The following is a 14481-nucleotide window of genomic DNA, read 5'->3' as shown; positions in this document are numbered from 1 at the left end:
CGCCCTACTCCGTCCGCTCCCCCTCGGCCTGTGACGGCTCGGTCCTGGCGACGTCGGGGTGGGTCTCGGGGGCCCGGCCGCGCACGGCAGGCTCGTCGCGTTCGCCCTCGGCCTGCGAGGGGGTGTGCGAGTACAGCCCGGCGTACTCGTCGGTTTCTTTTGCGGCTCCCATGCGCGGGCCTCCTTCCTTCGCTCCCTTCCATCGTGCCTCCGACCCCCGCTCCCGGCGCGGTGACGCCGTGCGGGCCGTCTGGCTGCGCACCGCGCCCATGCTCGCGCCGATGACCAGGGCGATGGCCAGGGCGTCCGTCGAGGAGAGGGCCTGGTCGAGGATGAAGAAGCCCGCCGTGGCGGCGATGGCCGGTTCGAGGCTCATCAGGATCGCGAACGTGGGAGCGGGCAGCCGGCGCAGGGCCATGAGTTCCAGGGTGTACGGAAGCACCGAGCTCAGCAGCGCCACGGCGATGCCCAGGCCCAGCGTGGAGGGGACCACGAGTTTCGAGCCCGCCTCCATGATGCCCAGCGGCAGCGAGAGGACCGCCGCCACCACCATGGCCAGGGCCAGCCCGTCCGCCTGCGGGAAGCGGCGGCCGGTGCGGGAGCTGAAGATGATGTACGCCGCCCACATGGCGCCCGCGCCCAGGGCGTACGCCACCCCGACCGGGTCCAGCCGGTCGAAGCCCTCCCGGGACCCCATCCCGCTGAGCAGGGTGACGCCGCCGAGCGCCAGTACCGCCCAGACGAGATTGACCAGGCGGCGGGAGGCGAACACGGACAGGGCCAGCGGACCCAGCACCTCCAGGGTGACGGCCGCACCCAGCGGGATGCGGTCGACGGCCTGGTAGAAGAGCGTGTTCATGCCGCCCATGGCGACGCCGAACGCCACCACCGTGCCCCAGTCGGCGCGCGAGTGCCCCCGCAGCTTCGGCCGGCAGATCACCAGCAGGACCAGCGCGGCCGCGGCGAGACGCAGGGTGACGACGCCGAGTGCTCCCGCCCTCGGCATCAGCAGGACGGCGACCGCCGCGCCGAACTGGACGGAGAGCCCGCCCGCCACCACCAGAGCGACCGGCCCGAGTGCGGCTCGGCGGTCGGCGGGGCGGCCCGGCCGACCGTGGCCGGGCTCGTCGAACGCGGACACCGCCTCGGGTACGGCAACGGCAGCGGCCGGCTCTGCGGCAGCGCGCGGGTCGTTCACCGGAGACCTTCCCTCAAGTCCAATGGAGTGCACTGAAGAGTTCACTTTACGGCACCGCGAAGGCGGCGCTCGCACGCTCACCGTAGGGAGCCGCGCGCCTCCCGTGAAATGCCCCGTGCGCTCCCGTTATGCTCCGGAAGCATGAGCACTGGACACGGCGCCGGAAACGGTGGCCGCGGGATCGAGGTCCGGCATCTGCGAGCCTTCCTCGCCGTCGCCGACGAGGGCAGCGTCACCCGTGCCGCCGCCCGGCTCCGGGTCAGCCAGCCCGTCGTCTCCCGTACGCTCGCCGCCCTCGAGAGGCACCTGGGCGCCCGGCTGGTCGACCGGTCCACCCATCACCTCGCCCTCACCCCCGAAGGCGTCGCCTTCCGCGACAAGGCCGCCGCCGCGGTCGGCGCCTTCGCCGAGGCCGTCGATCCCGGCCGGCTGCGCCACTGGCCGCTGCGGCTCGGGCACGCCTGGTCCGCGTTCGGCCCGTACACCACGCCACTGCTGCGGACCTGGCAGCAACGCGATCCGGGAACCCCGCTCGAACTCCTGCGCATCGACGACCGTACGGCCGGCCTCACCCGCGGCGAGGTGGACGCGGCGCTGCTCCGCGGACCGGTGGACACCCCGGGGCTGGTCACCGAGGTGCTGTTCACCGAGACCCGGGTGGCGGCCGTGGCCTCCGACGGCCCGCTCGCCGCCCGCACCTCGCTGCGGCTGGCCGATCTGACCGGCGGCGCGGTCGTCCTGAACACCGTCTCGGGCGCCACCACGCTCGGCCTGTGGCCCCCGCACGCGCGTCCCGCGGCCACCTTCACCGTCGCCAACACCGACGACTGGCTCACCGCCATCGCGGCCGGCCGGGGCAGCGGGGTCTCGGGGGCTTCCACCGCCCAGATGCATCCGCACGCGGGCGTCACCTACGTACCGCTCGACGACGCCCCGCCGCTGCCCGTCCTGCTGGCCCGACGGGACGGGCCCGGCCATCCCGCGCTGCCCCGACTGGCCGCGCTCGCCCGGGAGATCGTCGCGCGCGGCCGGCGGACGTCACCCGGCGATTCCCCCGCCGACGGGAATGCGACCGCTCCGCCCCGGAGAACGGGCGGCTCTCCGCGGCGGTGAGCGAGGCCGTCGCGACGCTCCGAGGCCCTTGGGCCGCCCGAGAGGCCCCGGTCGCCGGGGCCCCGCACGTGGTGCGGGGCCCGTCGGGCCTACTTGGCGCAGACCGCCTTGTCCGCCTCCACGCGCTGGATGTCGTCCGGTGCCTTCGCCGGGGCCGAGAGCGGGCTGCCCGCCTTCGTGAAGTCCGGGCCCAGTGTCAGAGTCATCGGGTCCATCTCACCCGCGTCCGTCGTCGTCGGCTTGAGCGCCGAGGCCGACAGGCCCATCATGTCGGCCAGCCGGCGGGCCTGGTCGGCCTGGTTGGGGGCGTAGACGAGCTGGGTCTTCTTCACGTCCTCCGGCGCGTTCGCCTTGTTGGTGGACTTCAGCACGCCCTGTTCGTTCTGCAGCCAGTCCAGGGCGTTCTGCGCGGAGCCGGCAGGGGCGCCGCCGTTGTAGACGTCGACCCGCACATCCGCCGCCTCGGCCATCTCGCCCTTCAGCTTGGCCTGCTCCTTGGCCTTCGCCGCGGCCTTCTCCTGCTTCTCCACCGCGGTGAAGGAGACGTCCTCACGCACCATCGAGAAGACCTGCGGCGCCTTGGACTCGTCGAGGACGACGGTGGCCTTGTCGTTGAGGTTGTCCAGCACCGGGACCGTGGTGAACGTGATGTTCTTGGGGTCGACCGACGCCAGCTCCATACCCAGCTTGCGCAGCTGGTTTATGTCGCCGATCTTCTGGTCCACGGTGAGCGCCTTGGTGGCCGCCTCCGCGAGCGACCACATCTTGGTGGGGCTCGTCAGGGTGTCGTTGGACTTCAGCTTGCGCATCAGCGAGCCCAGGAACTGCTGCTGGATCTCGATGCGGCTCAGGTCGCTGCCGAATCCCACGGAGTGCCGGGTACGCAGGAAGGCCAGTGCCTGCTCGCCCTGGAGGGTGTGCTCCCCCTGGGACAGCTTGAGGTGGGAGTCCTTGTCGTCGATGTCCTTGGCGAGGCAGACGTCCACGCCGCCGACGGCGGTGGTCAGGGACTTGACCGCGTTGAAGTCGGCCACCATGAAGTGGTCGACCTCGATGCCGGTGAGCTCGGTGACGGTGCGCATGGTGCAGCTGGGCATGCGGTCGTTCTGCCCGAGACTGGTGTTGAAGCGCCCGCCGGGCGTCCCGGGGATCTCCTTCTTCTCCCCGTTCTCCAGCTCCGTGGGACAGTTCGGGATGTCCGTTATCAGGTCACGCGGGATGCTGAGCGCGGTCGCGTTCGTGCGGTCCTTGGAGACGTGGAAGAGGATGGTGGTGTCGGCGTGGCCGACGCTCCCCGCGTCCCCGTAGCCCTCGTTGCCCTCGCCGGTCCGCTTGTCGGTCCCGATCACCAGGACGTTGATCGCCCGGTCCTTGCTGAAGCCACCGGTGCCCGCCCCGTCGGTGGAGACGGCGGTGATGTTGCCGTTGAAGTGCTGGTAGACGAGGTAGCCCGCCGTGCCGACGCCCAGCGTCAGGAAGGCGAGCACGCCACCGGTCCACGCGAGGGCCTTCTTCTTGCCGGACTTCCTGGGCTTCGCCTTCCGGCGCCCGGTGGCCGCCGGTGCGGCGGCCCGGCTCCCCTGCTTCCGCGTCTCGTCACGGTCGCCGCGCCCCCCGCCGGCGCCCCTGCGCCCGCCACGCTGAGCCGGTACGGAGGCCCGCTCGCCGGGCGGCGCGGCCTTCGGCTTCGACCTGCGGCGCGGCCCGGGCGTTCTGGCATCGGACGTACCGGCCGGTGCGGTTGATCGCCCTGAGGAGGCAGTCAGTCGCAGTTCGTAATCGCCGGTGTCAGGGTTGAGTACCCACTGGTCTGCGGGGTCGATGCCCTCGTCCCGCCCACGGCCTTGCGCGTCCACGGTTGCCTGCGTCCTCCGTCGGGGCCACGCGGCGCCTCCCCCTTCAAGGCGCGCGGTGTGTCTTACGGCGGTGTCGACCTGGCAGGCCGACTGCACCGGAGCGCTCACACTAGCTGGCCACCGGCCCACGGGCGACGATCGTGACGAATCAAGCATCACACAGCGGACATACCGCAGGATTTACCGCCACTCGACCGGCCAGCCCCGGGGAACATGCGCCGCAAAACCGGACGGTAATCAGTTCAAGCCGGATTCCACACAGAAGTAGCCACAGGGAATCCCCAAACAAGACCTCAATTCTCCTATAGTTGCCGAGACTTGATCGGGAACAATCAGCTCCAGTTGTGGTTCTTTCACCGACACCGCACCGAAATGAGCCGATTGTCCCTCCCGCTGTACCCGCCCTCACTCCGCACCGTCCGCCCCGAGGACTCCGATTGCGCCCTTCACTCCGGCCGACCGCACTCGCCCTGCTGATATCGGCAGCCGTTACCGGTGCACTGTGCCTGTGGGCCGTCGCCGCCGCTCCCGCCTCGGTGAGAACCCCGCTCGGCTGGGGGGCGGGCGCGGCCGCCGTGCTGCTGAGCACCGCGATGGCCGTCACGGTGCACGCCCTCGCCACCGCGCGCAATCTGCGCGCCCTGCGGGTCGCCGACTCCGAGCGCTTCACCGCCGAGACCTCCCGCCTCGTCTCGACCTCCGCCGCCGAGGCCCAGCGCTTCACCGCGGAGACCGCCCGGATCAGAGCGGCCGCCTCCGCCGAGGCGGCCCGGGTCACCGCCGCCGCGGACGACCAGGTCGCCCGGGTCGTCGTCGAGGCCGCCGAGCAGCACGAGCGGCTCACCGCCGAGGCCGCCCGGCTCACCGCCCGCGCCCGGCGCGCCGAGAACGAGCGCTCAGCGGCGATCGCCGCCTGCGCCAACGCCGCGGGCCGCATACAGGCCCTGGCCACGAGCATGCTGGCCGACCTGCGCGAGATGGAGCACCGGCACACCGCCGAGGACGTGCTCGGCGACCTGCTGCACCTGGACCACCGCACGGCCCAGGCCGGCCGTCTCGCCGACTCCGTCGCCGTGCTGACCGGTGCGCGCTCCGGGCGCCGCTGGGCCAAGCCGATCGTCATGGAGTCGATCCTGCGCGGCGCGATGGGCCGCATCGGCGGCTATCAGCGCATCCGCCTCCACTCGACCAGTGAGGTGGCGATCGCGGGGCACGCCGCCGAAGGCGTCATGCACGCCCTGGCCGAGCTGCTCGACAACGCTGCCAACTTCTCGCCGCCCACCGCCGAGGTGCACGTGTACGTCGAGGAGGTCCCGGCAGGCATCGTCCTCACCGTCGAGGACAGCGGCCTGGTGATGAGCGATGTGCAGCTGCGCCGCGCCGAGCGGGCCGTGTCCGCCGACAACCAGGACCTCACCGGGATCTCCGGCACCCGGCTCGGCCTCGCCGTCGTCGGCCGGCTGGCCAGGAAGCACGGCCTCACCGTCTCCTTCCGGCCGTCGGCACGCGGCGGCACGGGCGCGCTGATGATGCTGCCGCAGGAGCTCATCGCCCGTACGCCCACGCCCGCTCCCCGCCCCGAGTCCGCCCGGCACCCCGAGCCCGAGCCGGACCACTCGACGCCGGGCACGGACGCCCGGTCCCCGGCCCCCGCGGTGACGGGCTCCCCCGGTCCCGTGCCGCGCACGGACGCCGCACCGGGGGACCAGGAGTCCGGGCCCGGGAGCCAGGAGTCCGCGTCCGAATCGACCGGTGGCGTCCCCCAGTTCGGTGAGAGCGGTCTGCCCAAGCGCCGCCGTGGCCGTACCCTGGCCGCCGCCGAAGCCCGTACCGGCAATGCCACCCCCGGCGGAGCCGAGTCCCCCCGGCCCCGTACCACCGACCCGAAGGTGCAGGCTGCCCGCTTCAGCACCTTCAGCCAGGCGGTACGAGCCAATTCCCCGCACCCGGAAGGCCACACCCGATGACCGCGACCACCGACGAGAAGCTCAACTGGCTGCTGGAGGGGCTGCTCGACCGCACGCCCGGCGCCCGGCACGCCCTGGTCCTCTCCCGGGACGGCCTGAAGCTGTGCCGGACCCCCGAACTCTCCGTCGACCAGGCGGACCAGCTGGCCGCGATCTCCGCCGGTATCCAGAGCCTGTCGCACGGCGCGTCCATCGAGTTCGGTGACGGCACCGGTGGCGTACGGTCCGCGATGACCGAGTTCTACGGCGGCGTGCTGTTCATCGTCGAGGCGGGCGCGGGCGCCCACCTGGCGGTCGTGGCGGCGGAGGACTCCGACGTCGGCCTCGTCGGCCACAACATGAGCGAGCTCGTCGAGCAGCTCGGCACCTACCTCGTCGCCCCGCCACGCGACCCTGCCGGGCCCGACACGGCGGCGCCGGCCGCGGGAACCACGGGCGTATGACGTCCGTCCCGCGCCCCCGCCCAGGACGCGACGACGACCCGGACCGGCTGTACACCCTCACGGGTGGCCGCAGCCGGTCCGGCTCGGCCGCGTTCGACCTCGTCACACTCATCGTCACCGAGTGCGAACCGAGCCCCGGGATGCAGTCGGAGCACGTCGCGATCCTGCGGATGTGCCACAGCCCCACCGCGGTCGTCGAGATCTCCGCCACCCTGAGTCTGCCCGTCAGCATCGTCCGCATCATGCTGTGCGACCTGCTCGACACCGGCCGGATCAGCGCCCGCCACCCCCGTACTGCCCGTGTCGAGGACCGGCTCCCCGACACCGACACCCTGGAACAGGTGCTCGTTGGACTCCGCAAGCTCTGACCGTGCCGCCCTGCAGGCGACGGCCGACAACGGACTGAAGATCGTCGTCGTCGGCGGCTTCGGGGTCGGCAAGACCACCATGGTCCGATCCGTGAGCGAGATCCGTCCGCTCAACACGGAGGAGACCATGACCCGCGCGGGCGAGGCCGTCGACGACCTCGGCGGTGTGCACTCCAAGTCGTCCACCACGGTCGCCTTCGACTTCGGCCGGATCACGCTGGACGCGCGTTCGGTCCTCTATCTCTTCGGCGCCCCCGGACAGGAACGCTTCTGGTTCCTGTGGGACCGCCTCTTCTCCGGCACCCTGGGCGCCGTCGTCCTCGTCGACACCCGTCGGCTCGCCGACTCCTGGTACGCGATCGACCGGCTGGAGCAGCACGGCACGCCGTTCATCGTCGCGTGCAACGACTTCGGCGGGCCGCTCCACAGCGATCAGCAGATCCGCGAGGCCCTCGACCTCTCCCCCGACGTCCCGCTCGTCGAGTGCGACGCCCGGGACCGGTCCTCCAGCAAGTACGTCCTGATCACGCTGGTGGAGCACCTCCACGCACTCTCCGTCGCCCGTGCGAAGGCCGCCACCGCGGCCCCGGCAGGCAGTCCTGCCCCGGCGGCCGCCAAGACCCCGGAGCCCACACCGTGACCCAGTGCCCCGTGTCCCACGGTCCCGTGCCCCTGTCCGGCCCCCGGTTCCAGACCGACCCCGTACGGCTGTACCGGGAGATGCGTCGTGACCACGGTGCCGTGGCCCCCGTCGTCCTCGCCGGCGACGTACCCGCCTGGCTGATCCTCGGTTACCGCGAGCTGCACCAGGTCACCGGCGACCCGGTGCTCTTCAGCCGCGACTCGGAGCTGTGGAACCAGTGGGACGACATCCCGGACGACTGGCCGCTGCTGCCGATGATCGGCCACAGGCAGCCGTCGATCCTCTACACGGTCGGTGAGCGGCACACCGTGCGTGCGGCGATGATCAGCAACGCCCTGGAGGCCGTCGACCCGTTCGCGCTCAAGCGGTACGCGGAGGAGTTCGCCGACGACCTCATCGACCGCTTCTGCTCCACCGGCCGCACCGACCTCATCGCCGCGTACGCGATGCTGCTCCCGGCCCGCGTCCTCGCGAAGCTCTTCGGCTTCAGCGACGAGGTCGGCGGACCACTCGTGGGCGCGCTCAACGACATGATCGACGGGGGCGAACGGGCCCTGGCCGGACAGCAGCACCTCGGCACGGCCATGTACCAGCTCCTCGTGGACAAGCACGCCGAACCCGGCGACGACGTCGCGACCCGGATGATCCAGGACTCGAGCGGCTTCACCGACGAGGAGGTCGCCCAGGACCTCATGGTGATGATCACCGCGGGCCATCAGCCGACCGCCGACTGGATCGGCAACTCGCTCCGGCTGATGCTGACGGACGACCGCTTCGCCGCTTCCCTGTCGGGCGGCCGGCACAGCGTCGGCGAGGCCATGAACGAGGTGCTCTGGGAGGAGACCCCCAGCCAGAACGTCGCCGGACGCTGGGCGTCCCGCGACACCCACCTCGGCGGACGCCACATCCGCGCCGGTGACCTGCTGCTCCTCGGTATCGCCGCCGCGAACGGCGACCCCCAGATACGCACGGACGGCTCCACCCTGACCGGTGGCAACAGCGCGTTCCTCTCCTTCGGCCACGGCGAGCACCGCTGCCCGTTCCCGGCCCAGGAGACGGCCGAAGTCATCGCCCGTACGGGGATCGAGGTGCTCCTGGACCGGCTCCCGGACGTGGACCTCGACGTCCCCGCGGACCAGCTGACCCGGCGCCCGTCCCCGTGGCTGCACGGGCTGACGGATCTGCCGGTGCACTTCACGCCCACCCCCGCACTTGGAGGCTCGAAATGACCCGGATCGCCCTCGATCCCCTCGTCGCCGACCTCGACGGCGAAAGCGCCGCGCTGCGGGCCGCCGGGCCGCTGGCCGAGGTGGAGCTCCCCGGCGGGGTTCACTGCTACGCGGTGACGCATCACGCCGAGGCGCGCCAACTGCTCACCGACAGCCGCGTGGTGAAGGACATCGGCGTCTGGAACGCCTGGCAGCGCGGCGAGATCCCGATGGACTGGCCGCTGATCGGTCTCGTCAACCCGGGCCGCTCCATGCTGACGGTGGACGGCGCCGAGCACCGCAGGCTGCGCGGCATGATCGCGCAGGCGCTGACGGTGAAGCGGGTGGAGCGGTTACGGACCGGCATCGAGGCCATGACGAACGCCTCCCTGGACCGGCTGGCAGCCATGCCGAAGGGCGAGACGGTCGACCTGAAGGCGGAGTTCGCCTATCCGCTGCCGATGAACGTCATCAGCGAACTGATGGGCGTGGACGCGTCCGACCATCCCCGGCTCAAGGAACTGTTCGAGAAGTTCTTCTCGACGCAGACCCCGCCGCAGGAGGTCCCGCAGATGATGGCGGACCTCGGCGCCCTCTTCACGAAGATCGTCGACGGCAAGCGTGCGAACCCGGGCGACGACCTCACCAGCGCCCTGATCGCGGCCTCCGAGGACGGTGACCACCTCACCGACGAGGAGATCGTCAACACGCTGCAGCTGATCATCGCGGCCGGTCACGAGACGACGATCAGCCTGGTCGTCAATGTCGTCGAGGCACTCCAGACCCACCCCGAGCAGCGCGAGCGCGTGCTGAGCGGTGAGGTGCCGTGGGAGAACGTGATCGAGGAGACCCTGCGCTGGAACACCCCGACCTCGCACGTCCTGATCCGTTTCGCGACGCAGGACATCGAGGTCGGCGACAAGGTCCTGCCGAAGGGCGAGGCCCTGATCGTCTCCTTCGGTGCGCTGGGCCGCGACGAGGCGCAGTACGGGCCCACCGCCGGTGAGTTCGACATCACCCGCTCCCCCAACCGCCACATCGCCTTCGGCCACGGCCCGCACGTCTGCCCCGGTGCCGCGCTGTCCCGGCTGGAGGCGGGGGTCGCGCTGCCGGCGCTGTACGAGCGCTTCCCCGACCTCGACCTCGCGGTACCGGCCTCCGAGCTGCGGAACAAGCCGATCGTGACCCAGAACGACCTGCACGAGCTGCCGGTCGACCTGGGCTGATCCGGGCCCGCACGGGTCGTCCATGGTCCGGAGCGCGTGTCTCATCCGACGGACACGGTCCTCCACCGGGTCCGGGAGGGACTACGCTCCGGATCGTGGCTGACATCCAGATTCCCGCTGACCTCAAGCCCGCCGACGGACGTTTCGGCGCCGGGCCCTCCAAGGTGCGGACGGAGGCGGTCGACGCGCTGGCCGCGACCGGCACCTCCCTTCTCGGTACCTCCCACCGCCAGGCCCCGGTCAAGAACCTGGTCGGCGAGGTACGCGACGGCGTACGCGGTCTCTTCTCCCTCCCCGAGGGATACGAGGTCGTCCTGGGCAACGGCGGGTCCACCGCCTTCTGGGACGTCGCGACGCACGGCCTGATCGAGAACAAGTCCCAGCACCTGAACTTCGGCGAGTTCTCGTCGAAGTTCGCGAAGGCCGCCAAGCTGGCCCCGTGGCTGGCCGACCCGACCGTCATCGCCTCGGACCCGGGCACCCACCCGGACCCGAAGGCCGAGGCGGGCGTCGACGTCTACGCCTTCACCCACAACGAGACCTCCACCGGTGTCGCCGCCCCGGTCGAGCGGGTCGCAGGCGCCGACGAGGGCTCCCTCGTCCTGGTGGACGCCACTTCCGGCGCGGGCGGCCTGCCGGTCGACATCACCGAGACGGACGTCTACTACTTCGCCCCGCAGAAGTCCTTCGCCTCCGACGGCGGCCTGTGGATCGGTGTGTTCTCCCCGGCCGCCCTGGACCGCGCCGCGCGCGTCCACGCCTCGGGCCGGCACATCCCGGAGTTCTTCTCGCTGCCCACGGCGATCGACAACTCCCTGAAGAACCAGACGTACAACACCCCGGCACTGGCCACCCTCTTCCTGCTGAACGAGCAGCTGAAGTGGATGAACACCCAGGGCGGCCTGGACTTCACGACCGGCCGCACCGCCGCGTCCTCGCAGGCCCTGTACGGCTGGGCCGAGGAGTCCAAGTACGCCACCCCGTTCGTCACCGACCCGGCGAAGCGCTCGCAGGTCATCGGCACGATCGACTTCGAGGACGGCATCGACGCGGCGGCCGTCGCCAAGGTGCTCCGCGCCAACGGCATCGTCGACACCGAGCCGTACCGCAAGCTGGGCCGCAACCAGCTGCGCGTCGCGATGTTCCCGGCGATCGACCCGGCGGACGTCCAGGCGCTCACGGCCTGCATCGACTACGTGATCGACAAGCTCTGACGGTCATCCGTCCGGACGGCTCCGCACACCTCGGTGTGCGGAGCCGTTTCTGCTTCACTCGGCCGGGTGACGAACCGCCTACCGGACGAATCCGGGCACCCCGCCCTACGATGATGTCCTCGACACCAGCCATTCCAGGAGGGCCCGCCATGTCTGCTGCCGCAGTCGAGCACCCCTGTGACGATGAGCCGGAACCGATGCTCGTGACGGCGAACCGTCTCATGGAGCAGCTTCCGGGTTATCGCGTCGAGATCATCGGAGGCGTCATCACCGTGGCCCCACCCCCGGACGGCCCGCACGCCAATGCACTGACCACGCTCATGATCCCGTTCCTTGCCGCGGGGCTCCACAGCGACGAGTCCAGGGTCCTCCAGGCCATCGGCCTGTGGCTGCCCGGCGGGCCGGAGGACTACGCCATCCCGGACCTCGCCGTCGTGGACGCGGACTTCGACGGGCATCTGATCGAGAACAACTGCTACGACCCGGCCGTCTTCCGCCTCGTCCTGGAAGTGACCTCCGGCAACTACAAGAGCGACCTGCGCAACAAGGTCTCCGCGTACGCCGAGGCCAAGATCCCGGTGTACGTGATTCTGGACCGCCGCCACGGCCGCCTCCACGTCCTGACGGAGCCCACCGGCTGCACCTACGACAGCCACGAGGTCTACGCCCCCGGCCAGTCGGCCGTGCTTCCCGCGTCGATCGGTGCCGACATGACCCTCGACGTCGCCGAGCTGGTCAAGGCGGGCCGCCCCCGCTCCTGAGGCTGTGTCGCATGGACATCGGCCGCGAGCTCATCGACGGCTCTACAGGCGCTCAGCCAGCTCGCTGAGCTTCCGCCGCCTCCCGGCGCACGGCCTCCCCGTCACCTCCCGGCCTCCGTACGGCGGACGGCGACCAGGTCCCGCCGCCATCGCACCTCGCCGTCCTCCCGCTCGCCCGTCGGCCGGAGCCCGGCGGCTGCGGCCACGGCGGCGGAGGCCGCGTGGTCCGGGTGGACATGGGCGACGACGGTACGGACGGAACCCTGGTCCAGCAGATGCCGGACCAGGCCGGCCGCCGCCTCCTTGGCGTACCCCCTGCCCTGCCACCGGGTCCCGACCACCCAGGCGACCTCCGCCCGGGCCCCGCGCACGGTGGCCTGGACGTAACCGGCCAGGCATCCTTCGGCACGCACCCGCAGCACCCAGTTCCACCAGCGCTCGGCGGGGTCGGGCGAGCCGGCGCCCTGCCGCTCGTAGCGGGCGCGCAGGGTGCCGGCGTCCTCCGGAGTGCCTCCGATGTAGGTGTGCAGGGCGGGGTCGAAGAGGACCAGAGCCATTTCCTCCGCGTAGGCGACGTCGAGCGGGAGCGCGTCGAGACGGGAGGTGGAGAAGGGCTCGGGGGCCCCGATGACCTGCATGGGTGGGAGCCTACGCGGGGCTCAGCGGCTGAGCCGCTGGAATCTGCGCACCGCGAGCGGCAGGAACACCATCGTGATCGCCAGGGGCCACACCAGCGCCATCAGCAGGGCGTGCTCCTCGACCCAGGTGCCCCCGCTCGCCACCGGGTTGCCGAACAGCTGCCGGGCCGCGGTGACCGTGGAGGACACCGGGTTCCAGGCGGCGAGCGTGCCCAGCCAGCCGGGCATCAGCGAGGGGGCCACCATCGCGCTGGAGATCATCGTGACAGGGAAGGCGATCGCGTACAGCCCGCCCGCCGATTCCGCGTTCGGGACGAGCAGGCCGATCCAGACCCCTACCCAGATCAGGCTGAACCGCAGCAGCAGAAGCAGACCGAACGCCGCCACAGCTGCCGGCGGGCCGCCGTCCGCCCGCCAGCCGATCGCGAGCGCCGTGGCCGCCAGGATCACCAGTTCGGCGCAGGCCACCACGAGGTCCGCCACGCCGCGTCCGGTCGCGACGGCGGACGGGGCCATCGGCATGGACCGGAAGCGGTCGACGACGCCCTTGCCCGCGTCGGTGACCACGGCCATGGCGGTGTTCATGAAGCCCATCGTCATGGTCGTGGCGAACATGCCGGGCATCAGGAACTCCCGGTAGTCGCCGCCCCCGGGCACCTTCATCGCGCTGCCGAAGACGTAGCCGTACAGGAGCACGGAGATGATCGGGAAGCCGAGCTGCCAGAGGATCGCGAGAGGCTGCCGCTGGTAGTGGGTGAGGCTGCGGCGGGTGACGTTCCAGCAGTCGGCGAGCGCCCAGTACGCCCGGCTCCGCTCGCGGCCGGTGGTGGCGGGCAGTTCGAGCGCGGTCATGCCGCGACCTCCGTTCCGGTGGGGGCCTGCGCACCGTGTCCCGTCAGGCGCAGGAACACGTCGTCCAGGCTCGGCCTGCGCAGTCCGATGTCCTCCACCGCGATCCCTTCGTCCTGGAGGGACCGCGCCACCTCGGTCAGCGCCGCCACCCGGTCGGCGACCTGGGCGTGCACACGACGGTCCGGCGCGTCCGTCACCACCGTTCCGCCGCCCGCCACCCGGTCCACGGCCTTCGCCACCACCGGGAGGTCGGCCGGGTCGGCGGCGACGACCTCGATCCGGTCACCGCCGATCCGGTCCTTGAGCCCGTCCGGAGTGTCGTCCGCGATGGCGCGTCCCCGGTCGATGACGGTGATGTGCGAGGCGAGCTTGTCCGCCTCGTCGAGGTACTGCGTGGTCAGCAGCACCGTCGTGCCGCCGGACACCAGTGCCCGGACGGCGTCCCAGACCTCGCCACGGCCGCGGGGGTCGAGCCCGGTCGTCGGCTCGTCCAGGAACAGCACGGTGGGCGCGAGGATCATCGAGGCGGCCAGGTCGAGCCTGCGCCGCATCCCTCCGCTGTACTCCTTGACGCCCTTGGCCGCGGCGTCCACCAGGTCGAACTGCTCCAGCAGTTCGCCGGCCCGCCGCCGCGCCGCGCCGCCCAGGTGGAAGAGGCGGCCGAACATCTCCAGGTTCTGCCGGCCCGTGAGGACCTCGTCCACGGCGGCGTACTGCCCGGCGAGCCCGATCCGGCTCCGGACCCGCTGCGGCTCGCGCGCCACGTCCAGGCCGGCGACCTCGGCCCGGCCCGCGTCGAACCGCAGCAGGGTCGCGAGGACCCGCACGGCGGTGGTCTTCCCGGCGCCGTTCGGCCCGAGCAGCCCGTGCACGGTCCCGGGACGGACGGCCAGGTCGAACCCGTCGAGCGCGCGTTTCTCCGTGGCCCCCCTCTTCGCCCCGTACCGCTTCACGACCCTCTCGGCCAGCACGGCATGTCCGGAATCGGACATGG

Annotated in this window: 13 protein-coding genes and 1 pseudogene; 9 read left to right on the top strand and 5 right to left on the bottom strand. The window is 71.6% G+C overall.

Going from position 1 to position 14481, the window contains the following annotated elements; all coding sequences use genetic code 11:
• Window positions 1-241: 241 nt before the first annotated feature.
• Window positions 242-1198, bottom strand: a pseudogene (locus ACFYSH_RS01345) (DMT family transporter); the annotation flags it as partial.
• Window positions 1199-1339: 141 nt separating this feature from the next.
• Here ACFYSH_RS01345 and ACFYSH_RS01340 point away from each other — a divergent pair.
• Window positions 1340-2311: a LysR family transcriptional regulator gene (locus ACFYSH_RS01340; protein WP_388750187.1), complete on the top strand. Its 972-nt coding sequence runs from the start codon at window positions 1340-1342 to the stop codon at window positions 2309-2311.
• A gap of 89 nt (window positions 2312-2400) precedes the next feature.
• Here the strand turns inward: ACFYSH_RS01340 and ACFYSH_RS01335 are convergent, their stop codons facing one another.
• The gene (locus ACFYSH_RS01335) at window positions 2401-4167 is read right to left on the bottom strand and encodes an LCP family protein (protein ID WP_388750184.1); all 1767 of its coding nucleotides are present in this window, start codon (window positions 4165-4167) and stop codon (window positions 2401-2403) included.
• 437 nt (window positions 4168-4604) lie between these two features.
• Here ACFYSH_RS01335 and ACFYSH_RS01330 point away from each other — a divergent pair, with 437 nt between their 5' ends.
• From ACFYSH_RS01330 to ACFYSH_RS01295, 8 genes are all read left to right on the top strand, one after another.
• A complete protein-coding gene (locus ACFYSH_RS01330) occupies window positions 4605-6134 on the top strand; it encodes an ATP-binding protein (protein ID WP_388750182.1) in 1530 nt (509 codons plus the stop codon).
• On the top strand, window positions 6131-6577 hold the full coding sequence (locus tag ACFYSH_RS01325) for a roadblock/LC7 domain-containing protein (RefSeq protein ID WP_359465415.1): 447 nt from the start codon (window positions 6131-6133) through the stop codon (window positions 6575-6577). The genes ACFYSH_RS01330 and ACFYSH_RS01325 overlap by 4 nt, the downstream gene beginning before the upstream one ends.
• On the top strand, window positions 6574-6945 hold the full coding sequence (locus tag ACFYSH_RS01320; RefSeq protein ID WP_359465417.1) for a DUF742 domain-containing protein: 372 nt from the start codon (window positions 6574-6576) through the stop codon (window positions 6943-6945). Before ACFYSH_RS01325 ends, ACFYSH_RS01320 begins: the two co-directional genes overlap by 4 nt.
• Entirely contained in the window at window positions 6926-7585 is a 660-nt protein-coding gene (locus tag ACFYSH_RS01315) for an ATP/GTP-binding protein (protein ID WP_359465419.1), read from the top strand. Before ACFYSH_RS01320 ends, ACFYSH_RS01315 begins: the two co-directional genes overlap by 20 nt.
• Window positions 7582-8817 (top strand): cytochrome P450, encoded by a 1236-nt coding sequence (locus ACFYSH_RS01310; protein WP_359465421.1) that lies wholly within the window; start codon window positions 7582-7584, stop codon window positions 8815-8817. The genes ACFYSH_RS01315 and ACFYSH_RS01310 overlap by 4 nt, the downstream gene beginning before the upstream one ends.
• Window positions 8814-10022: a cytochrome P450 gene (locus ACFYSH_RS01305; protein ID WP_359465423.1), complete on the top strand. Its 1209-nt coding sequence runs from the start codon at window positions 8814-8816 to the stop codon at window positions 10020-10022. The genes ACFYSH_RS01310 and ACFYSH_RS01305 overlap by 4 nt, the downstream gene beginning before the upstream one ends.
• Window positions 10023-10117: 95 nt before the next feature.
• Complete coding sequence (serC, locus tag ACFYSH_RS01300; RefSeq protein WP_388750177.1) at window positions 10118-11236, top strand: phosphoserine transaminase; 1119 nt, start codon at window positions 10118-10120, stop codon at window positions 11234-11236.
• Window positions 11237-11385: 149 nt separating this feature from the next.
• Window positions 11386-11997 (top strand): Uma2 family endonuclease, encoded by a 612-nt coding sequence (locus tag ACFYSH_RS01295; protein ID WP_359465427.1) that lies wholly within the window; start codon window positions 11386-11388, stop codon window positions 11995-11997.
• A gap of 101 nt (window positions 11998-12098) precedes the next feature.
• On the opposite strand, the gene ACFYSH_RS01290 is transcribed toward ACFYSH_RS01295, so the two are convergent.
• Genes ACFYSH_RS01290 through ACFYSH_RS01280 form a run of 3 tightly spaced genes read right to left on the bottom strand, consistent with a single transcriptional unit; the run spans window position 12099 to window position 14479 of the window.
• Window positions 12099-12635, bottom strand: a complete 537-nt coding sequence (locus ACFYSH_RS01290; RefSeq protein ID WP_359465429.1) for a GNAT family N-acetyltransferase — start codon at window positions 12633-12635, stop codon at window positions 12099-12101.
• Window positions 12636-12656: 21 nt separating this feature from the next.
• Window positions 12657-13487: an ABC transporter permease gene (locus ACFYSH_RS01285; protein ID WP_359465430.1), complete on the bottom strand. Its 831-nt coding sequence runs from the start codon at window positions 13485-13487 to the stop codon at window positions 12657-12659.
• On the bottom strand, window positions 13484-14479 hold the full coding sequence (locus tag ACFYSH_RS01280; RefSeq protein WP_359465431.1) for an ATP-binding cassette domain-containing protein: 996 nt from the start codon (window positions 14477-14479) through the stop codon (window positions 13484-13486). The genes ACFYSH_RS01285 and ACFYSH_RS01280 overlap by 4 nt, the downstream gene beginning before the upstream one ends.
• Between the last annotated feature and the right edge of the window lie 2 nt (window positions 14480-14481).

This window comes from Streptomyces sp. NPDC005791 (genome assembly GCF_042871485.1).
Classification (GTDB): domain Bacteria; phylum Actinomycetota; class Actinomycetes; order Streptomycetales; family Streptomycetaceae; genus Streptomyces.
This window is presented reverse-complemented; position numbering and strand designations above follow the sequence as displayed.